We start from the raw sequence: 19,974 nt of genomic DNA, 5'->3' as shown, positions 1-19,974 counted from the left end.
TTCGTTCTCTGAATAAGGCTCGACTGCATCATCATGAATAAAGAAAAACGACTGGCAATACTGACGCGATTACGGGACAACAATCCTGAGCCGAGGACAGAGCTTCACTACAGCTCCCCCTTCGAACTGTTGATCGCCGTACTGCTCTCGGCGCAGGCCACCGATGTCAGCGTCAATAAGGCTACCGCCAAGCTCTATCCGGTCGCCAATACGCCGGAGGCCATGCTGGCGCTGGGCGTGGATGGCGTGAAAAGTTATATCAAAACGATCGGGTTGTTTAATAGCAAGGCGGAAAACGTGATAAAAACCTGCCGGATGCTGATTGAACATCATCAGGGACAGGTACCTGAAAACCGGACCGCTTTGGAAGCCCTCCCCGGCGTCGGCAGAAAGACGGCGAATGTCGTTCTAAATACCGCGTTTGGCTGGCCGACTATCGCCGTCGACACCCACATTTTTCGCGTGTGCAACCGTACCGGTTTTGCGCCTGGTAAGACGGTGGAGTTAGTTGAGGAGAAACTGCTGAAGGTCGTGCCGGCGGAATTTAAAGTGGACTGCCACCATTGGCTGATCCTGCATGGACGTTATACCTGCATAGCGCGCAAGCCGCGCTGCGGTTCCTGCTTGATCGAAGATCTCTGCGAGTTTAAAGACAAGGTTGACGTCTGATCGGTCATCATTAGCGGCCAAAGATCAACCCCATTGGCCGCTAATGAACACAGCACCGTTATTTGACGGGCAATACCACGTCTTTAAACATCGCTTCAATCTCCTCATTCGAACGCAGCGCGATGGCGGTATCCACCACATCGCGCGTTAAATGAGGAGCAAAGCGCTGGATGAAGTCGTACATGTAGCTACGCAGGAACGTACTGCGTCGAAAGCCGATTTTGGTGGTGCTGTAGCTGAAGATGTCGTCGGCATTCAGCTTGACCAGATCGGGATCCGCCTGCGGTTCGACCGCCATGTTCGCGATAACCCCCACGCCCAATCCCAGACGGACATAGGTTTTGATGACATCGGCATCCGTTGCGGTGAAGACGATCCGAGGCGTCAGACCCGCGTGGTTAAATGCCGTATCCAGCTCCGAACGTCCCGTAAACCCAAAGGTGTACGTCACAATCGGATAAGCCGCCAGCTCTTCAATGGTAATACCGGTTTTCGACGCCAGCGGATGGTCGGGTTTGACCACAACGGCGCGATTCCAGTGATAGCACGGCAACATAATCAGATCTTCATACAGGTGCAGCGCCTCGGTGGCGATGGCGAAATCGGCCGCCCCCTTTGCCACCGACTCCGCGATCTGCGTGGGCGAGCCTTGGTGCATATGCAAAGACACGCGCGGATAGCGATCGATGAAACCTTTGATCACCTCTGGCAATGCGTAACGCGCCTGCGTATGTGTTGTGGCAATGTACAACGATCCTTTATCTGGATAGGTATGCTCACCAGCGACCGCTTTGATGGCTTCAACCTTGGACAGCACCTCGCGGGCAATACGGATAATCTCCTGCCCGGCAGGCGTCACCTGTGTTAAATGCTTGCCGCTGCGTGCAAAAATCTGAATCCCCAACTCATCTTCCAGCATCCGGACCTGTTTACTGATACCAGGCTGGGAGGTGTAAAGGCCTTCCGCTGTAGAGGATACATTCAGGTTGTGATTAACAACTTCAACAATGTAACGAAGCTGTTGCAATTTCATAATTTATCCCATTCCAAATGAATAGTGCACACGACATCTTATGTTTGGACGTTTATGGCAATGACAAACTAGTACATCAACTACAACGGCATAAATCCCTGCCACATAAATGCAATTTAATCATAAGCACATTTTTTATATAACTTGTTTTTTACTTTGTTCGGAAAAAGTCGACTAACTCAACGCAATTTTACCTGATGCCGTGTTTTCCGGCTTCATGTAGATTATGCGCCTCCTTCTTAAACCCCAAAAAATAGACGTTTTTTTGACCTTGCACAGATTTTGAACTTTTGAAACAGCGGTCCGGACCCTGTTTATCTTCTGCCCCGCGGGGAAAGCGATTATTCAGGATAAGAAACCACATCAAGCGAGGAGACAAGACCTTATTGCTTTTGTAAAATGTTAACGTCCCGTAAACAACTTAATGAATGTCTTATGAAAAAAAATAAACGATTCCGTCGAATCGCCCTCATCGTGCTGCTGTTGCTCATCTATTTTTATCGCGACGCCCTTAATCCATTCAAACCCGACTGTTCAGCAAAAAATCCGCAGGCTTCTAAGTTGGAAGCCTGTAATAAACCGATCAAGGAAGTCGCGCCGGGGTTTGAAATTTAGATCCAGAGAGCACAGCGACGCATAAAAAACCCCGGCAGCGCCGGGGTAGAGAATTGCATTGCCTGGTGGGGCGGACAGTTGCCCTCAGCACCCGCATCGCCGTACTTTTATCTTTTGTCTCGGCGACGACGCAACGACGTGATATCGGGGTGCCAGCCGGCGGTTAGGCGGCCAGCTTCGACAGTGAGAGATTTGCGATCTTCTCTCCGGCGACCGCTGCATCGATGCCCAGCAGGGAACCGCCCGCGCCGCGCAGGTTCAGATTGCTGTTGCCGCTATCGCCCCCCAGTGCACTTTTCACCATGCCGACGGCCTGTTTAAATTTATCCATACTTTCACGGGTCATCCCGTCGTCGTCCGGTTTGCTCAACGCCTGCGCCCAGCTTTTGTCGTCTTGTACCGGCGATGACGCGTTATCCTTCTGGTACTCCGGCTTGCCAAAAATCTCAGGATACTGGTCCATCAGTTGCCCGATCACCTTGGCCGTGCCGCGATCCTCTTTGTTGACGAAGTTGCGATCCACGCCATCCCGGTGGGTATCGATATTATTCAGCGCCAGCAAACCGGCACTTTTGCCAACGCTCGAACCGACGGCGCTCCCCAACTGGCTGAAGTCCGAAGGACTGCTCAGCCCCTGAAGACCATTGCCTCCCAGAGAAAGCGATGGCGGCGTGCCCATGCTGCCGCTTGTGTTATTCCCCAGCAGCGTCAGCGCATCTTTAACCCCTTGGCTATAGGCATCCTGATTGCCCTGTGTCGCCTGACTGTCGCTCAGCAGCGATCCACCATTGCTGCCGGACTGGCTGAGGGCGTTGACCGTATCGCTACCGAGCAGATTCTCCAGCGCCTGGGAAAACAGCTTATCGATGGCATCCGAATCCTGAGTATTAACGGGAGATTGCACGCCTTTCGTGCCTGCGCCGCTGTACTGTGAATCGCTCTGCGTCGTGCCTGACTGGCCGTTGTTGGCAAACATCAGGGCTGTCAGCAGGTCGGTCAGTTTATCGATGATGCTACTCAGCTGATCGGCGCTGGCACCGCTGCTGCCCTGCGTTCCCGTTCCACCGGACAGAGACCGGTAGCCTTCAACACCCGAGGCTTGAGATCCGAGATCAGCGCCGGGCGTGGTCTTGATCGAGATTTGAATCATGCTATTTCCTTATCTATTTGATGGAGTCGTGGCGATGTCCTGCTATGACGTGCGCAACGCCGCGTCATAACGCCAGTACCTACGGCGAACGCCTGTCCGGTACTGATAGGTGAGTGACCTCAGGAATAGAACAGTTCCTTGCCGTCATGATTTCATCGGGATCAATCCGTTCTATCCACGTCCCCAAACTCTACGCCCGCCAGTTGAAATAGCTCACGCACCGCCTGCGGATACTCCACCGCCGGTTGCCAGAGCAGCCATCCAATCGTCAGGACATTGGCTTCCCGCAGGAAGATGTGCGCGCCTTCGGTCTCGGCGTCCCGTTCATAGCAACGCCCCAAAATCTGTCGTACCAGCCCAGGGTATTGCCGGTCCGGCTGAATCGATAGCTCCAGTGCCCAGCCTCCGCTTTCACCGTATTGAAACCGCAGTTCTATACCGGACTGCGGCTGCCAGCGGGTAGGCTGCTGGCGGTTCATCGCGGCGATAAACGCCGCGCCGCTCTCAACGTCGGTTAACGTACTGTCCGTCATGGCAGGGTGACCTGGGTGGAATCGGCCTCGCCGGTTCGCAGGTCCGGCTGCCACCAGATCACCAGTTGATGGTTTTCCGGCTGCGGACGGCAGGAAACGTCTGCACACCGGGCCGCCGGCGTTTTGGCCGCACAAGCGCTCAGCAACAACGAAAAACAGAATATAAACAGCTTGGAATACATGCTTTTCTCCTTAAAGCATCAGGGTTGGATCAGTGAAGGACGCGTCGGAGCGGCTAATCGGGCTGGCAGCAGCGCCAGGTAAACTTCGGTCGACTGTCCCGGCGCCAGCGTGGTTCTTGGCCAGGCTGAGACCGCCAGCGTGCGACGACCGGCGCAAGTCGCCTCGTCAAAACGCAGTGGCTGCAGCCCGCGATTTGTCACCACCCCCACCGCCAGCGTGACCGCATCATTGCTGTACCACTGGTGACGGCCGCGTTCGTAGACCAGACCGCGCGCGCTGCGGCAGATCTCATTGAGGCGACTGCCGACGCTATCGGCGTGAAAGCCGGCGGGCGTCTGCCCGCTGGCCAGATCGCGCAGCGCGTTCTCCACCATGCCGTAGAGATCGGTTTTGCGGTTGCGCTGCGTGACGCGCCCCATCACTTCCTGTAGCTGGCGACGGTTATCCTGAGAAACGTAGCGGGTGGGATCGTTCTGATCGCCGATGAGATGCGGCGTGAGGATAAACAGCCGCTCGCGCCGGGACACCTCGTGTCGCCGGGAGGTGAACAGTTTGCCGATCCAGGGAATATCGCCCAACAGCGGGATGCGCCGGTCCCGGTCGCCGCTTTCCTCGACGTGAAAACCGCCCAGCACCAGCGCGCGATTTTCGCCAATCAGCGCCTGTGTACTGACCGTCCCGCGCTTCACACCGGCGGCGTTGCCATCCGCGTTTGTCTCCAACTGGCCGTCTTCGATATCGATCACCAGTTGAATGCTGTTCTGATCCCCTTTACCGATGACCCTCGGCGTCACCTGCAGGCTGGTGCCCGCCGTGACCGGCTGAATATCGGCCACCCGTTCGCCGGTCGCGGTAATAAATGCGGTGCGGCTGAAGTCCACAACCGCAGGCTGATTTTCCAGCGTCAGCACCGACGGGTTTCCCACGATAGAGGCGGTGCCTTCCCCCTCGAGCGCCTGAATATCGGCGAAGAACCGTTTAAAATCGCTGACGAAGAGCGTGCTGGCGCCGGACATCAGGCTGGCGCCGCCGGTCACCGATCCCAATTTTCCCTGCCAGTTGGCTTCCAGCCTCGATAGCGCCGTGCGGTCGACGTCAAGAATCACCGCATCGATATTGACCAGATTTTGTGGAATATCGATGCTGTCGATGAGCAACTGATACTCTGCGCGCCGCTTCTCGTCATCCCTGATTAGCAAGGCGTTATTGCGAACGTCGGCGGACACCTTGCCATTCAGCGCCGATTTGCCGTCGCGACTGCGGGGAGAACTGCGCGTCGCCCAGCGCGTCAACATATTACGGGCCTCGTTCTCCAGCGCTTTATTGGAATCACCGGCCGCCGATCCGCCGCCCGCGGCAGCGTTAGCACCGCTGGCGGCGGCCGTTGCCCCGACGGGCGGATGACGATTGCCGTCCATCAACTCGTTCAGAATGGTGGCGACGCCCGGGATTACCAGCTTCTGGTCGCGATAGTGGATGGTGCGGTCAGACACGGCGGCGAAGCGCAGCGGAAAATTCATCACCTTGTGGCGCTCTTCCCGACTTTCGCGCTTGCGGGCGAAACCGCTGACCAGATTGACGTATTCCTGAGGCCCGGTGACCAGCACCACGCCCTCCTCCGGCAGCTCTCCCCAACCAAAGTGCGGATCGAGCAGGCCGATACCGGTCAGCGCCTGTTTGAGATCGGGCGCGGCTTCCGGCGAGATCTCGAGACTTACCGATGTCTGTTCATCCTGTGGGCTGACATATAACGTGTTGCTGTACACGAACCATTGAAAATGATGCTCCAACGCCAGCCGGTCGATAAAGGCCGCCGGATTTTCCGCCCGAATTTTCCCGTTGACCGCGCTCTCTGGGATCTGGCCGAGCTGCAGTTTAACGCCGTGACTGTCGGAAAAGTCCTGTAAAACCTGCGACAACGGCGTGTTTTCCGCCGAATAGGCGTAAGCGCCTTTGTTCCACGACGACGGCGTGGCGGCATACGCTATCGGCATCATCCCGATCAATACCAGCGACCAGCAGAACAGGCGATAAAGGGTGAATAGAAGTGAATAAATCAGGTTACGCATGCCAATCTCCTTGCGACCAGGCCAGCGTGTGGAGGTTAGTGACCGGGATGGCGATGTCGCGTCGTTCCGCGAGCAACAGGCCCTGCCAGGCGTCTCGCTGATTTACCAGCATTTCCAGCGTGCGGCAAAGAGCCTGAGGCTCATCCGGCGCGTGGCGCATCAGCAGCCAGAGCTGTTTGTCCTCTTTGGCATAGGCCGGCGCCGCCGCCTGCAGACCAAAGAGCTGCAGCGATGCCGACGAGAACACCAGCGCCCGGTGCAGCAAGGCATCGTCCACCTCGATTGCCGACATCAACCGCGCTGAACAGCCGATGCCGCGCGGGTAGCGGGTCAGCAAAACCGGCCCGCCGTCAATATCCAGCGTCAGCGGGCCGCCCATGCGGTTTAGCCAGTCTTCGATAAGGTGAATCAGCTCAGTTGAAGTCATTGATGATGGCCTTGGCCAGACCGTGTTTGACGCTCAGCAGCTGCCCGCTTGCCCAGTTGGCGTTCGCGTAGTCCATACTGGCTTCGAAGAAGGCATGGCTGTCCGCCATGTTGGCTCCCCCTTCCGCGACGTTTAGCGCCATAGCATCCAGCTGCGATTGCGCATCCACAAACGCGGTATCCAGCCGACGCTGTAATCCCAGCGATGAAGACATGATGAGTACTCCTGTGAGTTGTTGAACCTGCCCTTTAGGTGGTCAGTTCACAGGCGACGGTTCCAGAGGAGGGTAAAAGTTCGGACCGAGGAGGCCTGGCGGCAAACAATCATAGGGATAACGGCGTCAGCGCCGATCCTGAAGGATCGGCGTCCCCTTCAGTCCGCGCTGGCGGACCGAGGGGCAAGCGGCACGGCGTCGCCGTCCGAGACCATGAAACGATCGGGTCGGCTAAGGCGTAGAAGCAGGCGCGGGGACCAGTTGTTCCACCGCTCGCCGCCAGCTCAGGTTCATCACGCCCTGGGGCGTCATTAACTGCAGTTCATCTTTATCCAGCACGTCGTCGATAGCTAATTGCCAGCCCAGATGCGCGTGATCGTTCAGCCAGATCTCCACCTGTGGCTGCTGTTCGGGATGGCAATAGAGCACGCCACGCCCTTCGCCGCTCTGATTGCGTAACAGCTGACGCAGCAGCGCGGAGGTGCGCTGTTCGTCCGGGATCTCTTGCACCAGCTGGCGCATCGCATCACTCAGCACCTGACCCGCCTGTTCGGCGACAAAGGCTTCCATCAACGCCCGCTCCTGCTGCCAGCCGCGCAGGATGTCGTCCGCCTGACGCAGAAAACGCGCTTCGGCCTGGTGGACCGTCCGCCCCGCCTCCACCCGCGCCCGGCTCTCTGCTTCCGCCAGCAGATCCTCCGCCTGCCGTTCGGCGGTCTCAATGACTTCGAGTCCCCGTTGATGTTGCTGCAACCGGTCCGCTTTAATTACCGTCTCTTCCCGGGTTTCCGTACCGGTAACCAGCTTCAATTGTTTTCGTGTCAGCATCCCGACTCCCTCTTTTCCATTACACTGATGACTCTCTTCTGTGACTAACAAACACGCCGACGTCGTTACCGTCCGGCGCAGCGCAAAGGCGCGCTTTCCATATCGCAGCGTCGCACAGCACATTCACTCGACTTGCGGGCAACGCCACTGCAGGCGACTCCTCCACTCCGACGCTGCATGAACGCGGAAACAGCAGTCGAACGCGCGGCCAGGCGGCGGCGGATAAACAATGGCGCAGCAGGCAGAGCGCATCGTGCTGCCGCCGTGCGGTAAAATTCAGGTTTTCGGGCAGCCACAGCCCCGGACGCAGCGCTTTCGCCAGCCGGCGGCACCATAGCGACGGCTCAGACGGCAACGGTTTTTCCGGCGCACGGCATACCGACGCAATCAGCTCAAGCACCCAGATGCGCTGGGGCGGCGTCAACGCGATCAGTTGCCATAGCGCTTCCGATGGCAACTCGGGCAGGCCTTCCGGCAGGCCCCAGCGCGCACGCAATAACCGGTGCTGCAACGGCGCCAGATTCTCCAGCGACGTTCGGCCTCCCGCCAGCCCGGCATCAACCTGCCAACTGTGATCCGCCTCCAGAATGCAACCATAGGCCCACCACCGGACCCACTTTAGCTGCGCGTCCCGGCTCCTATCCGCGAGGGACATCATCGGTCAGGACTCCTGCGCCGGCGGCTTTTTGCGCGTTTGTAGTTGCCGCCACCAGGGTTTCGCTATAAGTCCCCCCACGCCTGCAGCTATCGCCAATGCCAAGAGAGAGCCGGCCCACTGCAGGTGACTGACCCCCTGCGGCGTCAGCGTCAGCGGCCCCATAGAGACAGTCGGCACGCTGTCGTGATAGGGCTTGGCCAAGGAGAAAACGATGGACAGTTCTTTGTCACTTTTTCCGCTCAGACCCGGCACGCTGCTGGCGACCATGCGCCGAATACGCGGCCTGATGCTGTCCGGATCCAGCTCCGCCCGATGCTTGATGAAAACAGCGGCCGAAGCGGGTTGTATCGGCTCGCCGGGGGCAATGCGTTCCGGTAGCACGACATGAACGCGGGCGACCAGAATGCCGTCGATCTGGTTGAGCGTGGACTCCACCTCCTGCGACAGCGCATAGATATAGCGGGCGCGCTCTTCCAACGGCGTTGAGATCACGCCGGTTTTTTGGAAGACCTCACCCAGGTTGGTTCTGCTCTGCCGCGGCAGCCCGGCGGCATTCAAAATATTCACCGCCCTCTCAATATCGCGGGCATCGATCAGCAACGAAATACCGGTCTTATCAATACTTTTCTCAGCATTGATGCGATAACTGCCAAGCTGGGCAATCACCTCGTTGGCGTCGTTTTCCGACAGGTCGCGATACAACTCCACACGGTCGCCGCATCCCGCCAGAAGCCAGACCAGCAGCAAAGGGAGTCCGCGTTTTAGTACACCGTGACGCATTGCTTTACCCTCACTGTAGGTTGGTGAGTTTTTCAAGACTTTGTACGCTTTTGGCCACCACCTTCGCGTTCAGCAAACTTTCGAGATAAAACGAAGACAGCGTTCGCGTGGCGTCCATCACATCCTTGGGATTGTTGCTATGGAGGCTTTTGCCGACCTGTCGTTCGGCTTTCTGCCGCAGCCCATCGAGATGACCGGAGCGACCGGCCAACGCATCAATCCAGACGGCGTTCCCCTTTTCCGGCTGATTCGCCGCCGCCCCGGGCGGCGAGATCGCGGCGCTGAACCATGACACATCTTGCGCCGCGGGCGCCGTCGCCGCGTCTTGTCCGTCCATGCCCGAAAACGGGTGACTCGCGCCTGAAACCTGAGAAATTTTCATCCTGTTTCTGCCTCTTAGCGATGAAATTCCACCCATAAAAAACCGGGGGAATCCCCCGGCCATTCAACAATCTAAAAACCCGCGATCAGAACTGGATCGACTTTGCTGTTTTGGTGCTGGCATTCATCGCTTTCGATGCAGAATCCATCTGCATGTCAGAGATGGAGTTCATCGCATCCGTTTTCATTTTCTGGCTCTGAGCCGCCGTGGTCATGGCCGTGGTTGCCGCCATGGTTTTGTCCAGAGTCTGCATTGAGGCCAGGGATGCGGCATTTGAAAGTCCAAACATGTTGTTATCTCCACTAATAAAAAGTCCGTTGAAAGTGTGATGAACCGGATGACGACGACCCCGTCATCGTGTTCATCTATTAAGTAGGAGATCGCGGTCAACGGTTCCGGAAGAACACTATTTTTTCGCCGCCGGCCGCCCACAGCCCGTCAAAGCCCCCGCGAAGGGACGTTCAGCAGCTTAAGACGGTGATAGAGGGTCCGTTTAGGGATCCCCAGTTCTGTCACCACGTCGTCGATGCAATGGCCGTTACGCCGCAACGCATCCTGGATCAGAAATTTTTCGATGCGCCGCAGCCGGTGTTTCAGCTGCGTCGGGGCCGTCTCGGCCCTGGCGTGCGAGGCCAGCGGGGAAAGTCCCAATACCCAGCGTTCGGCGGCGGCTTTAAGCTCGCGCAGATTGCCCGGCCAACTGTGGGTCAGCAGCCGTTCGTGCACCTCCGCGCAAAGGGCCGGCACCGGCCGCTGTAGCCTCTCGGCGGCGGTACGCGTAAAGCGCTGGAACATGGGTAAGATAATATCGCTACGGGAACGCAGAGTAGGCAGCTGAATTTTGACCGTATCCAGACGAAAATAGAGGTCCCGACGAAAACGCCCTTCTTCCACCAGTTTGGCAAGCGGCGTCTGCGTCGCAACGATCACCCGCATGTCGACGGGCTTGAACTGCGTACTGCCTAACCGCTCAATCCCGCGATTTTCGAGCACTCGCAGCATTTTGGCCTGTAGCGTCAGCGGCATGCTGTCTATCTCATCAAGAAAAAGAATGCCTTTATTCGCGGTCTCCAGGTAGCCGGCGCGCGAACGGCTGGCACCGGTGTAAGCGCCGGACACTACGCCGAACAGTTCACTTTCCGCCAGACTTTCCGGGACTGCGGCGCAATTGACCGCCACCAGCGGCCCGGCACAGCCGGAAAGCTGATGGATGCGGCGCGCCAGCGTATCTTTGCCGGTCCCCGTTTCCCCTTCGAGAATAATGTCGACATTCAACGGAGCGATATCGTTGATTAAGGCGCTTAATCCGGCATGAATATCGTCTTCCTGGCTTTCAAAAAAGGCTCCACAATCAATTAAGGGAAGATGTCGACTCGATACACTACGGTTTCTGATGCTCATGACAACTCCTGTACCCTTGGGGGCTATCCTTATTCAGGCAACCACTGTCAATGGTTTTGCCTGCAGCTTCATTATTGTACTTACGGTTTCTTAACGATTAGCATGCAAAAAAAGGTAACAACTTACGGTTACTTGATGAAGACGCTAAAGCATTACCGCCATTGCTGTTGTAAGCCATCAGTCAACGACTGAAGTTGCTGTAGGAATAACTGATAAAAAAGTAGGGAAATCCTTACCCATAATTTTTTGAAGGGTATTTTCGGCTGGACATTCCGTGCAGCACTACGGAATCAGACGTTGATTTAAGGCATATTTGACGATATCGGCGTTAGAAGCGAACTGCATTTTTTCCATCAAACGCGACTTATGGGTGCTGACCGTTTTGTTGCTGATCGCCAGCGCCTCCGCAATCGCATTCACGCCCATTCCCTGCGCCAGCATCACCATCACCTGATGTTCTCGCACCGTCAGCACGCTGTGGCAAGGGCGATCGTCCGTGAGATAGTCCGCAAACACGATTTGTTCGGCAATGGTTTGGTCGATGTAGCGCGCGCCCTGCGCGACTCGGCGGATAGCGGTCAGCAGCGCTTCCGGATCCTTGTCTTTAGTGATATAGCCGAGCGCGCCGCTTTTAAGCACCCGCCGTGCAATCTGCGGTTCGCTGTACATGCTCAGAATCAGAATGGGCAAGCGCGGGTACTGCGCCAACACCCGGATGATCAGCTCCTCGCCGCAAATGCCCGGCATACTCATGTCCAGCAACAGCAGATCGATATCGACTTCTCGCAGCGTAGTAAGCACCTGCGCGCCATTCCCCGCCTCCGCCACGACTTGCAGCGTATCGTCCAGCGTAAATATCTGTTTCAGCCCCTCCCGCATGATGACGTGATCGTCGGCGATCATTAATCGGATGAGTTTCATTGAGTGTATCTCCCAAGATGATGGCCGCAGTTTCACGACAGTCTTTCTGTGCGGATTTAGCGCACGACGGCGCGCTGCGGGAACGTCATGCGGATCGACGTACCGCCGCCGGGCTGGCTTGTGACCGTCACCTCGCCGCCCAACATTCTTCCGCGTTCTTTCATGCCCATCAGGCCGAACGTGTTGGGCTTTTGCTCCCGGGCGTCGAAACCGTCGCCATTGTCCTGTACGCTCAGCACAATCAGCCCCTCCCGGTTTTCGAGCGCAATGACGACCTCGCTGGCGGCGGCGTGGCGAGCGATGTTGGTCAGTGACTCCTGAACCACGCGAAAAGCGGCGGTCGCGCACTCGTCGTTCATCAAAACGTCGTGTTCCGGCGCACGCAGTTGGCACTGGACGCCGTATTGACAGACAAACTCGTCCCGCAGCCACTCCAGCGCCGGCGTCAATCCCATATCCAGCACGTTCGGGCGCAGCCGTGTCGCCACATCCCGCACCACCTGAATCGTCTTATCGGACAGCGCCATCAGATTCTGTAGTGACTTCAATAGCGACGGGTTTTCTTTAGCGAACTGCATACGCAGTAAAGACAAACTGATACGCATGGAAGTGAGATGCTGTCCCAGCTCATCATGGATTTCCCGGGCGATATGCTTGCGCTCCTCCTCCCGGGAAATCTCACGCTGACGCGTCAGGAGCCGTAGCTGACTGTGAGATTCCTCGAGCCTTTTCTCCGCATAACGAATAGCGGAAATATCGCGGCCAACGCTGAGAATAGAAGACAGCTGGCCGTTCTGGCCGAACTCCGGCACACAGCGGATATGGTGAACGGCGCGCGGTTTATCGCCGATGTCCTGAGCCTCCGCCTCCAGTTCCCCTTCCACGCTGCTCTGCGTCTCCATGACCAGTTGCACTAACTGCTGAATGCGCTGTGCGCAGGGGGCGTCGGGCAGAAGATCGGTCAGCCGATGGCCGAGCAGTTGATCGGCGGTAAATCCCAGATGAGCCAACATCGCCGGATTCGCATACTGGCAGGTCATTTGCGGACCAAATCGGACGATCAGATCCGGCGTATTTTCCACCAGCGCCCGGAATTCCTGTTCACGCGCATAGGCGATATGTTCGATGTGTTTGCGCTCCCGGATATCGCGCACGACGCACATGCTGTATTTCTTTCCCTTGTATTTAAAAAAGTTAACGCTGACTTCGACCGGAATAATCGCGCCGTATCGGCTTCTGTGCTGAGTTTCGAACGTCAGTCCGCGCTTCCAGCCGTGCCGATCGCACCAGCTGTGCTGAATCAACTCCGCACTCCTGCAGGGATCGATATCCCGGAGGTACAGCTTCTGGAACTCCTGCTGACTGTAATGCAGCACCCGGCAGGCTTCGGCATTGGCATAGCAAAACTGGTTGTGCTCATTGACGATATAGACCGCATCTTTAATGCGGCTGAACGCAAGCGCGACAAGCTCCATCGGCGGGGCCTCCTCCTCATCAAGGGATTGAGGGGACCTTGGGGGATATAACATAACCGTCTCCATGCTGTCGAAGATCTGCCCGGACCCCGATTCGGCGCCACGGGCAGTAAGGGGTTACAGTCATCTCCTGACGACATGGTCTGTAACCGGATAATCAAACTGAATGACCCGTTGTTCTCTGTTGCCACGAGGTCAAAGGGAGGCTCAGGCGTCCACGGCCTGGCGGAGGAAGCCTCTGGCACGGGAAAGGCGCGATCGTACCGTACCGATCGGCATACCTAATCGTTCGGCGATATCCTGATAGCTGGCGTCGGCGTCAATCAACATCACCAGCATGTGGCGGGTGTCGTCCGGTAAATGGGCGCTCGCCGCCAGCACACGGTGCAGGGCATGGCCCCATTCGATAATTCGGCTGGGATCGCTGCCGCAGGAAAGCTTCTCCAGCTCATCCTCACTGATGTCGCAAACAGGGGATTTCGCCTGCTTGTAGTAGTTGCGGACCAAGTTCAGCGCAATGCCGAATACCCACGTTTCCGGGCGCGATGCGCCGGCGAATTTTTCGCGATTTCTCAGCACCTCCAGATAGGTCATCTGCTGCAAGTCTTCCACATCCTCTTTATTGTCCACACGTTGACGAATGAAATTCTGCAGGCGTTTGCCATGCTGCCTAAAGACCAGCTCCCAGTCTACAGCCTCAGGATGTGATTCAAACGAGCAGTCCTTTTCCGGTGACAAAACGATTGTTTCCATTTGCGGGTTCTCCATGGTTGCGCCGTGATTGGCGCAGAGGAGACAGCAAGGCGTATGCCACCGAACTGAATTTAATTAATTCTCTGTTTTAACTATGTTTTTAATTAAAAGAACGGTTTTTTTGCGCCACTTTTTGCCGGTAAAAAACGACTAAAATGCAAACGATTGCAATCAATCGGTCATCACTGGGTCTTTTTTTTATGGACAAAAAGACGATGGGACCTCCCGGCGGGAACCCGATTTCTCTTAACGCCACATAACTCCATACCTTTAATCAAAAGATCGATTCAGGCAGGACAGAATATGGTTGCCATCCCCCCGCTCTCTTCAGCGATTGCCAATGCGGCGACGCCCCTCAGCGCACCCATCGAGGAACAGCCGTCAACCCCCGCTCCCGTCCCGGCGTCGAAGGCCTCTGACAAAGTCATACATGACAGCATGGAGGAGGTATCAGCCGCTTTCGGCGAACAGATGGAACGCAAAAGCAAGTCGCTGAACCGCAGGCAAATCAGCCAGATGCAAAATCGTATGGAAGCGAACATCGAGCGAATAGAGAAGCTGACCGAGCTGTTCCACCTGTTGGAAAATCCCAAGCAGCCGACGCTGGACCAGCAGGTACGGCGAATGCAGGGGCTGATGCTGCAAACGCCCCCAGCCTCGGTCGAGGCATTAGTACAGGCGGCGGGCGGCGACGCGGCGCGCAGCGATATCGTTCTGCGTCATCTGCTGGCACAGGCCCGAGAGCAGCGGGATCCGGCGCTGGAACAGGCAGCTCGGGCAAGTCTGGCGCGGATCCAGCAGGAAAAAGGCCCGGAGGTGCGAGCCGGGCTGAACACGGCCGCCGCGATCTCCCTGTTCAGTACCGACCCGCAACAGAAACAGATCCTGCGCGAGCTTTATTACGAACGCATCGTTCATCAGCAGTCCCCCAGCTCGCTGCTGGACGCCCTGTTGGAACGCTTCGACGCCCAGCACTTCACGGCCGGTCTGCGTACTCTGCAACGGGCTCTGGCCGCCGACATCGCCTCGCTGGCTTCCTCCATTTCGAAGACTGCGCTGAGCCAGATGCTGAAACATCTCAACGATGCGCGTCAGTTGAGCCATACGCTGTCATCCAGCCAACAGTTGCTGGAGCACGGCGCCCACCGCTTCCCGGCCGCAACGCTCGGCGCGGTGGAGCTGACGCGTCGGCTGATCGGCCTGAGCGCCAATGGGGCCTACATCCGCGACTTACACAATCTGGGGCGAGAAGTCGCCGGACAACACGCACAGCGGCAGTTGCTGTTTTTCAACGCCCTGCTACGGCTGGTAGGCGACCTGCCGCAGACGTTATGGCGAGACAGCAAACACCGCCACACCGCACTGCATCTCATCCGCGGTCTGATCGGCGATTTGTCGCGGCAAGAGGCGGCCGAACTGGCCGCCGCACCGCGCAAGGAGTAGCTGATGACCCTGCTGATCTCCTGGCTCAACCGCATCGCCATCAGCGCGATGCAGCGTTCAGAAATCGTGGGCGCGGTCATTGTGATGGCTATCGTCTTCATGATGATCATTCCCCTGCCGACGGGGCTGATTGACGTGCTGATCGCCTTTAACATCTGCCTCTCTTCGCTGCTGATCGTTCTGGCGATGTATCTGCCCAAGCCGCTGGCCTTTTCGACCTTTCCCGCCGTGTTGCTGTTAACCACCATGTTTCGGCTGGCCCTGTCTATTTCGACGACCCGGCAGATTCTGCTGCAACAGGATGCGGGCCACGTAGTAGAGGCCTTCGGCAACTTTGTCGTGGGCGGCAATCTGGCGGTCGGTCTGGTGATCTTCCTGATCCTGACGGTGGTGAACTTTCTGGTGATCACCAAAGGGTCAGAACGCGTGGCCGAAGTGGCGGCGCGTTTTACGCTGGATGCCATGCCGGGCAAACAGATGTCCATCGACAGCGATCTACGCGCCGGGCTGATTGACGCTCAGCAGGCCCGCCAGCGGCGCGAAAATCTCACGAAAGAGAGCCAGCTGTTCGGCGCGATGGACGGCGCGATGAAGTTCGTCAAAGGCGACGCAATCGCCAGTCTGGTGATCGTATTCATCAACATGATCGGCGGCTTCGCCATCGGGGTAATGCAGCACCAGATGGCGGCCGGCGACGCCATGCACGTCTACTCGGTATTGACCATCGGCGACGGCCTGATTGCTCAGATCCCGGCCCTGCTGATCTCCCTGACCGCCGGGATGATCATCACGCGCGTCTCCGCCGACGGACAAAAGGTGGATAACAACATCGGCCGCGAGATCGCCGAGCAGCTGACCAGCCAGCCGAAGGCGTGGATTATCTCCGCCCTCGGCATGTTCGGCTTCGCCCTGCTGCCGGGCATGCCGACGATGGTGTTCTTGCTGATCAGCCTGCTCTCCCTGTCCAGCGGCCTGTTTCAGCTGTGGCGGGCCAAGCAGCTTGGTCTGGCTGAATTCAATGCGCTGGCGGCGGACAACCTGCCCGCGGAGCAAAATGGCTACCAGGATCTGCGACGCTTCAACCCCACGCGCGCCTACCTGCTGCGTTTTCACGCCGAGGGGCGCAGCGCTGAGCATGCCGCGCTGCTGGTGCAGGAAATTCGCCGGCTGCGTAACCGGCTGGTGTACCAGTTCGGCTTTACGCTGCCCTCGTTCGACATCGAATTCACGTCCGAAATCGCGCAGGATGAGTTTCAATTCTGCGTTTATGAAATTCCCCTGTTGCGCGCTACCTTCGGCACATCGCGCCTGGCGGTCCCCCGCCAAGAGGTATCGCAGGAAGCGCTGAATGATGATGCGCTGTCCGCAGGCCAACCCGCCCGCGACGAAGCGCACTGGCTGTGGCTGCCCGCCGATCATCCGTTGTTGCAACAAGAGACGTGGGTTCGTCAGACGGAGGAGGCGCTGATCCTCGCGCGGATGGAAAACGCCATCCACCGCAGCGCGGCCCAGTTCATCGGCCTTCAAGAGACAAAATCCATTCTCGCCTGGCTCGAAAGCGAACAGCCGGAGCTGGCGCAAGAGCTGCAGCGAATTATGCCGCTCTCGCGCTTCGCCAGCGTGCTGCAAAAGCTGGCAGGCGAACGCATACCGCTGCGCGCGGTGCGCCCGATAGCGGAAGCGCTGATCGAGGTCGGCCAGCACGAGCGCGACGTTAACGCGCTGACGGATTACGTCCGTCTGCAACTGAAGGCGCAAATCTGCCACCAATATAGCCGAGACGACAGCCTGTCCGTCTGGTTATTGACGCCTGAGACGGAGGAGCTGCTGCGCGATGCCCTGCGCCAAACGCAGAACGACACCTTCTTCGCGTTAGCGCAGCATGACGCTGCCACGCTGCTGACCCAATTGCGGAACTGCTTTCCGCCGACCGTGCCGCTGTCGTCCCTGCTACTGGTCGCTCAGGATTTGCGTAGTCCGCTTCGGGCGCTGGTGCAGGACGAGTTTCACCCTTTGCCGGTGCTTTCATTCACCGAGCTGGAGTCGTACCTGTCCATCAACGTGGTGGGCCGCATCGACCTGCATGATATGACCGTCACCGCTCACACATAAGAAGGTAGAATCATGTTTGAACTGCGCGTCCTGACCGGGCTGCATCGGGGAGCCGCCCTGCCGTTAAACGGACTCTCGTGTCGTATCGGCAGTACCGACGATGCGGATATGGTGATGTACGACCCCGGTATTCGCAAGAGTCACTGTCTGTTGGAAAAACAGGGAGAAGCCTGGGTCCTCTCCGCGCTGGAGGGCGCGGTGAGCGACAGCGAGGGCCATCCCGTTGAGGCATCGCTCATCTTATCGCCAGGAACGCCATTCGCCGCGGGCGTCATTTGGTTGTGCATCGTTAGCGCAGAAACGCCGTGGCAGGAGGACACGGAGACGATCGACTCCGACTCCATGCCCGAGCCGACGGACGAGCCGTCGTCAGCGCCGCCGGTTGACGGCCTCCCCGAAACGCCCAGGGCTGAGCCCAAAGCCCGCCTGCCGCTGCGGGCGAAATGCAGCTACCTGCTGCTCATCGGACTGCTGGTGATACTCATCGGTAGTTGGCTGATGCAGGACAGCGTCGCCATGCCGTCAGCGCCGCCGTCCGATACCCGTATCCCGATAACGTCTCCGGATCAGTCCGCCGCCATGCTGCAAACCATGCTCAATGACCGTGATTTGGGCAACGTACAGGTCATCCAGCAGCCGGACCGCCTCATTCTGAGCGGGACGTTGGCAGAGGACCAACTTCCGATGATTAACCGAATGTTGGTCCGGTTTCAACAACGTTACCGCGTCACTCAACCGATCGAAAATCACACCCAGGTCAGAGGCGATACGTTGCCGTTCCACATCACACAGGTGACCAGCGGCGCGCAGGCCAACATCGTGACGTCCGACGGTCAGCGCCTGTTCGTGGGCGACGAGGTGAAGGGACTCCGGCTGGTCGGCATCGATAACCACCAGATCGAGTTCAACGGTAAACAGCAAATCAAGGTGAACTGGTAATGACGACGATCTCGACCGACGAACCGAGATGCTACCCGCTGCTTGAGCGCTGGCTGGCCTTGCAGCGGCGGCATCTGGCCGACTACGCGCCGGTTCAGCTGCGGGGCCGCATTACGGGGATCAGTGGCATCCTGCTGGAGTCCAGCCTGCCGCAGGCCCGGATAGGCGATCTGTGCCGAATCGAACGCCATGATCAGACGCACGTGCTGGCCGAAGTGGTCGGCTTCAGTCCGCAGCACGTGTTTCTTTCGGCGCTGGGGGCGCTGGACGGCATCGCGCAGGGGGCGGTGGTGACGCCGCTCTATCAGCCGCACTGCGTACAGGTTGCCGACGATCTGTTGGGAAGCGTGCTGGACGGTTTCGGCAGACCGCTGACGGCCGAGAGCCGCTCGGCGTTCGTCGAACCCGGCACAAACTGCCCCAGCCCCATTCCGGTAATTGGCGACGCCCCTCCGCCCACCGAGCGCCCACGCATCAGCGATCCGCTGCCGACCGGACTGCGCGCCATCGACGGCCTGCTGACCGTCGGCCGCGGCCAGCGGGTCGGGATTTTCGCCGGCGCGGGCTGCGGTAAAACCACGCTGCTGGCAGAGCTGGCCCGCAACACGCCCTGCGACGCCATTGTCTTCGGACTGATCGGCGAGCGCGGCCGCGAACTGCGCGAATTTCTTGATCACGAACTGGACGACGCACTGCGCCGACGCACCGTGCTGGTGTGTTCGACCTCCGATCGCAGCAGCATGGAACGGGCTCGCGCCGCCTTCACGGCCACCGCCATTGCGGAAGCCTTCCGGGCCGAAGGCAAACAGGTGCTGCTCATCGTCGACTCGCTGACCCGCTTTGCCCGCGCCCAGCGTGAAATCGGGCTGGCGCTCGGCGAGCCTCAGGGACGCGGCGGCCTGCCGCCATCGGTTTATACCCTGCTGCCGCGGCTGGTCGAGCGCGCCGGACAAACCCGTCAGGGCGCGATCACCGCGCTGTACTCGGTGCTGATCGAACAGGACTCAATGAACGATCCGGTGGCGGACGAGGTGAGATCACTGATTGACGGCCACATCGTGCTGTCGCGACGGCTGGCGGAGCGTAACCACTATCCGGCAATCGATGTGTTGATGAGCCTGAGCCGCACCATGAGCAGCGTTGCCAGCGCGGCGCACCTCAAAGACGCCGGTGCGCTGCGACGGCTGATGGCCGCCTATCAACAGGTGGACATGCTGATCCGGCTTGGCGAATACCAGTCGGGACACGATGCTCTGACGGATGCGGCGGTCACCGCTCATGAGGAAATCAACGCCTTCCTGCAACAGCCGATGCGCGAACCGCAAACCTTCGCGGAGATTACCGCTCGACTTAACGAGGTCAGCCGCTATGCCAACGTCTGATGCGCTA

General features: G+C 58.3%; 22 protein-coding genes. 6 read left to right on the top strand and 16 right to left on the bottom strand.

All coding sequences use genetic code 11. The annotated features are described in order from the left end of the window. Nucleotides 1-33: 33 nt before the first annotated feature. Nucleotides 34-669, top strand: coding sequence for an endonuclease III (gene nth, locus I6N93_RS07670; protein WP_085684190.1), 636 nt, complete (start codon nt 34-36; stop codon nt 667-669). 58 nt (nt 670-727) lie between these two features. Here nth and cysB read toward each other — a convergent pair whose 3' ends face one another. Beyond that, the gene (cysB, locus tag I6N93_RS07665; protein ID WP_085684192.1) at nt 728-1,702 is read right to left on the bottom strand and encodes an HTH-type transcriptional regulator CysB; all 975 of its coding nucleotides are present in this window, start codon (nt 1,700-1,702) and stop codon (nt 728-730) included. 435 nt (nt 1,703-2,137) lie between these two features. On the opposite strand from cysB, the gene I6N93_RS07660 reads away from it, so the two are divergent. Then, entirely contained in the window at nt 2,138-2,317 is a 180-nt protein-coding gene (locus tag I6N93_RS07660; protein ID WP_085684194.1) for a hypothetical protein, read from the top strand. Nucleotides 2,318-2,480: 163 nt separating this feature from the next. Here the strand turns inward: I6N93_RS07660 and I6N93_RS07655 are convergent, their stop codons facing one another. From I6N93_RS07655 to I6N93_RS07585, 15 genes are all read right to left on the bottom strand, one after another. Further along, on the bottom strand, nt 2,481-3,467 hold the full coding sequence (locus tag I6N93_RS07655; protein WP_309251028.1) for a type III secretion protein HrpN: 987 nt from the start codon (nt 3,465-3,467) through the stop codon (nt 2,481-2,483). 161 nt (nt 3,468-3,628) lie between these two features. Further along, on the bottom strand, nt 3,629-4,000 hold the full coding sequence (locus I6N93_RS07650) for a hypothetical protein (protein WP_085684196.1): 372 nt from the start codon (nt 3,998-4,000) through the stop codon (nt 3,629-3,631). Then, nucleotides 3,997-4,182 carry an HrpT family type III secretion system protein gene (gene hrpT, locus I6N93_RS07645; RefSeq protein ID WP_085684198.1) on the bottom strand — a complete coding sequence of 62 codons (186 nt, stop codon included), beginning with the start codon at nt 4,180-4,182 and terminating at the stop codon, nt 3,997-3,999. The genes I6N93_RS07650 and hrpT overlap by 4 nt, the downstream gene beginning before the upstream one ends. 18 nt (nt 4,183-4,200) lie before the next feature. Next, a complete protein-coding gene (gene sctC / locus I6N93_RS07640) occupies nt 4,201-6,252 on the bottom strand; it encodes a type III secretion system outer membrane ring subunit SctC (RefSeq protein WP_085684200.1) in 2,052 nt (683 codons plus the stop codon). Further along, complete coding sequence (locus I6N93_RS07635; RefSeq protein ID WP_085684202.1) at nt 6,245-6,679, bottom strand: type III secretion system chaperone; 435 nt, start codon at nt 6,677-6,679, stop codon at nt 6,245-6,247. The genes sctC and I6N93_RS07635 overlap by 8 nt, the downstream gene beginning before the upstream one ends. Beyond that, entirely contained in the window at nt 6,666-6,893 is a 228-nt protein-coding gene (locus I6N93_RS07630; protein WP_085684204.1) for a serine kinase, read from the bottom strand. The genes I6N93_RS07635 and I6N93_RS07630 overlap by 14 nt, the downstream gene beginning before the upstream one ends. Before the next feature lie 231 nt (nt 6,894-7,124). Then, nucleotides 7,125-7,721, bottom strand: coding sequence for a type III secretion system stator protein SctL (gene sctL, locus I6N93_RS07625; RefSeq protein WP_085684206.1), 597 nt, complete (start codon nt 7,719-7,721; stop codon nt 7,125-7,127). Between the two features lie 19 nt (nt 7,722-7,740). Further along, on the bottom strand, nt 7,741-8,379 hold the full coding sequence (locus I6N93_RS07620) for a serine kinase (RefSeq protein ID WP_176222504.1): 639 nt from the start codon (nt 8,377-8,379) through the stop codon (nt 7,741-7,743). 3 nt (nt 8,380-8,382) lie between these two features. Then, a complete protein-coding gene (gene sctJ, locus I6N93_RS07615; RefSeq protein ID WP_085684208.1) occupies nt 8,383-9,159 on the bottom strand; it encodes a type III secretion system inner membrane ring lipoprotein SctJ in 777 nt (258 codons plus the stop codon). 10 nt (nt 9,160-9,169) lie between these two features. Continuing rightward, the gene (locus tag I6N93_RS07610) at nt 9,170-9,541 is read right to left on the bottom strand and encodes an EscI/YscI/HrpB family type III secretion system inner rod protein (RefSeq protein WP_085684210.1); all 372 of its coding nucleotides are present in this window, start codon (nt 9,539-9,541) and stop codon (nt 9,170-9,172) included. A gap of 85 nt (nt 9,542-9,626) precedes the next feature. Next, nucleotides 9,627-9,830: an ATP-dependent helicase HrpA gene (locus I6N93_RS07605; protein WP_085684211.1), complete on the bottom strand. Its 204-nt coding sequence runs from the start codon at nt 9,828-9,830 to the stop codon at nt 9,627-9,629. 149 nt (nt 9,831-9,979) lie between these two features. Continuing rightward, nucleotides 9,980-10,942 carry a sigma 54-interacting transcriptional regulator gene (locus I6N93_RS07600; RefSeq protein ID WP_085684213.1) on the bottom strand — a complete coding sequence of 321 codons (963 nt, stop codon included), beginning with the start codon at nt 10,940-10,942 and terminating at the stop codon, nt 9,980-9,982. A 282-nt stretch (nt 10,943-11,224) separates the two neighbouring features. Continuing rightward, entirely contained in the window at nt 11,225-11,863 is a 639-nt protein-coding gene (locus tag I6N93_RS07595) for a response regulator transcription factor (protein WP_085684215.1), read from the bottom strand. A gap of 56 nt (nt 11,864-11,919) precedes the next feature. Further along, nucleotides 11,920-13,338, bottom strand: coding sequence for a PAS domain-containing sensor histidine kinase (locus I6N93_RS07590; protein ID WP_373853576.1), 1,419 nt, complete (start codon nt 13,336-13,338; stop codon nt 11,920-11,922). A gap of 207 nt (nt 13,339-13,545) precedes the next feature. Next, a complete protein-coding gene (locus tag I6N93_RS07585; RefSeq protein WP_085684219.1) occupies nt 13,546-14,091 on the bottom strand; it encodes an RNA polymerase sigma factor in 546 nt (181 codons plus the stop codon). 303 nt (nt 14,092-14,394) lie between these two features. On the opposite strand from I6N93_RS07585, the gene sctW reads away from it, so the two are divergent. From sctW to sctN, 4 genes are read left to right on the top strand one after another with little or no spacing between them, the layout of a single operon-like run. Then, a complete protein-coding gene (sctW, locus tag I6N93_RS07580) occupies nt 14,395-15,534 on the top strand; it encodes a type III secretion system gatekeeper subunit SctW (RefSeq protein ID WP_085684221.1) in 1,140 nt (379 codons plus the stop codon). Between the two features lie 3 nt (nt 15,535-15,537). Next, nucleotides 15,538-17,646, top strand: coding sequence for a type III secretion system export apparatus subunit SctV (sctV, locus tag I6N93_RS07575; protein WP_085684223.1), 2,109 nt, complete (start codon nt 15,538-15,540; stop codon nt 17,644-17,646). A gap of 12 nt (nt 17,647-17,658) precedes the next feature. After that, entirely contained in the window at nt 17,659-18,585 is a 927-nt protein-coding gene (locus tag I6N93_RS07570; RefSeq protein WP_085684225.1) for an FHA domain-containing protein, read from the top strand. Then, nucleotides 18,585-19,967, top strand: coding sequence for a type III secretion system ATPase SctN (gene sctN / locus I6N93_RS07565; protein WP_085684227.1), 1,383 nt, complete (start codon nt 18,585-18,587; stop codon nt 19,965-19,967). Before I6N93_RS07570 ends, sctN begins: the two co-directional genes overlap by 1 nt. Nucleotides 19,968-19,974: the final 7 nt, after the last annotated feature.

It is taken from the genome of Lonsdalea populi (assembly GCF_015999465.1).
In the GTDB taxonomy this organism is placed as follows: domain Bacteria; phylum Pseudomonadota; class Gammaproteobacteria; order Enterobacterales; family Enterobacteriaceae; genus Lonsdalea; species Lonsdalea populi.
Note: the sequence above shows the minus strand (reverse complement) of the source record. Positions and strands in the feature narration are given on the sequence as shown.

Bases quoted from the DNA above. Each gene is read 5' to 3' on its own strand.
- nth (WP_085684190.1), top strand. From the start codon at position 34: ATGAATAAAGAAAAACGACTGGCAATACTGACGCGATTACGGGACAAC.
- cysB (WP_085684192.1), bottom strand. From the start codon at position 1,702: ATGAAATTGCAACAGCTTCGTTACATTGTTGAAGTTGTTAATCACAAC.
- I6N93_RS07660 (WP_085684194.1), top strand. From the start codon at position 2,138: ATGAAAAAAAATAAACGATTCCGTCGAATCGCCCTCATCGTGCTGCTG.
- I6N93_RS07655 (WP_309251028.1), bottom strand. From the start codon at position 3,467: ATGATTCAAATCTCGATCAAGACCACGCCCGGCGCTGATCTCGGATCT.
- I6N93_RS07650 (WP_085684196.1), bottom strand. From the start codon at position 4,000: ATGACGGACAGTACGTTAACCGACGTTGAGAGCGGCGCGGCGTTTATC.
- hrpT (WP_085684198.1), bottom strand. From the start codon at position 4,182: ATGTATTCCAAGCTGTTTATATTCTGTTTTTCGTTGTTGCTGAGCGCT.
- sctC (WP_085684200.1), bottom strand. From the start codon at position 6,252: ATGCGTAACCTGATTTATTCACTTCTATTCACCCTTTATCGCCTGTTC.
- I6N93_RS07635 (WP_085684202.1), bottom strand. From the start codon at position 6,679: ATGACTTCAACTGAGCTGATTCACCTTATCGAAGACTGGCTAAACCGC.
- I6N93_RS07630 (WP_085684204.1), bottom strand. From the start codon at position 6,893: ATGTCTTCATCGCTGGGATTACAGCGTCGGCTGGATACCGCGTTTGTG.
- sctL (WP_085684206.1), bottom strand. From the start codon at position 7,721: ATGCTGACACGAAAACAATTGAAGCTGGTTACCGGTACGGAAACCCGG.
- I6N93_RS07620 (WP_176222504.1), bottom strand. From the start codon at position 8,379: ATGATGTCCCTCGCGGATAGGAGCCGGGACGCGCAGCTAAAGTGGGTC.
- sctJ (WP_085684208.1), bottom strand. From the start codon at position 9,159: ATGCGTCACGGTGTACTAAAACGCGGACTCCCTTTGCTGCTGGTCTGG.
- I6N93_RS07610 (WP_085684210.1), bottom strand. From the start codon at position 9,541: ATGAAAATTTCTCAGGTTTCAGGCGCGAGTCACCCGTTTTCGGGCATG.
- I6N93_RS07605 (WP_085684211.1), bottom strand. From the start codon at position 9,830: ATGTTTGGACTTTCAAATGCCGCATCCCTGGCCTCAATGCAGACTCTG.
- I6N93_RS07600 (WP_085684213.1), bottom strand. From the start codon at position 10,942: ATGAGCATCAGAAACCGTAGTGTATCGAGTCGACATCTTCCCTTAATT.
- I6N93_RS07595 (WP_085684215.1), bottom strand. From the start codon at position 11,863: ATGAAACTCATCCGATTAATGATCGCCGACGATCACGTCATCATGCGG.
- I6N93_RS07590 (WP_373853576.1), bottom strand. From the start codon at position 13,338: ATGGAGCTTGTCGCGCTTGCGTTCAGCCGCATTAAAGATGCGGTCTAT.
- I6N93_RS07585 (WP_085684219.1), bottom strand. From the start codon at position 14,091: ATGGAAACAATCGTTTTGTCACCGGAAAAGGACTGCTCGTTTGAATCA.
- sctW (WP_085684221.1), top strand. From the start codon at position 14,395: ATGGTTGCCATCCCCCCGCTCTCTTCAGCGATTGCCAATGCGGCGACG.
- sctV (WP_085684223.1), top strand. From the start codon at position 15,538: ATGACCCTGCTGATCTCCTGGCTCAACCGCATCGCCATCAGCGCGATG.
- I6N93_RS07570 (WP_085684225.1), top strand. From the start codon at position 17,659: ATGTTTGAACTGCGCGTCCTGACCGGGCTGCATCGGGGAGCCGCCCTG.
- sctN (WP_085684227.1), top strand. From the start codon at position 18,585: ATGACGACGATCTCGACCGACGAACCGAGATGCTACCCGCTGCTTGAG.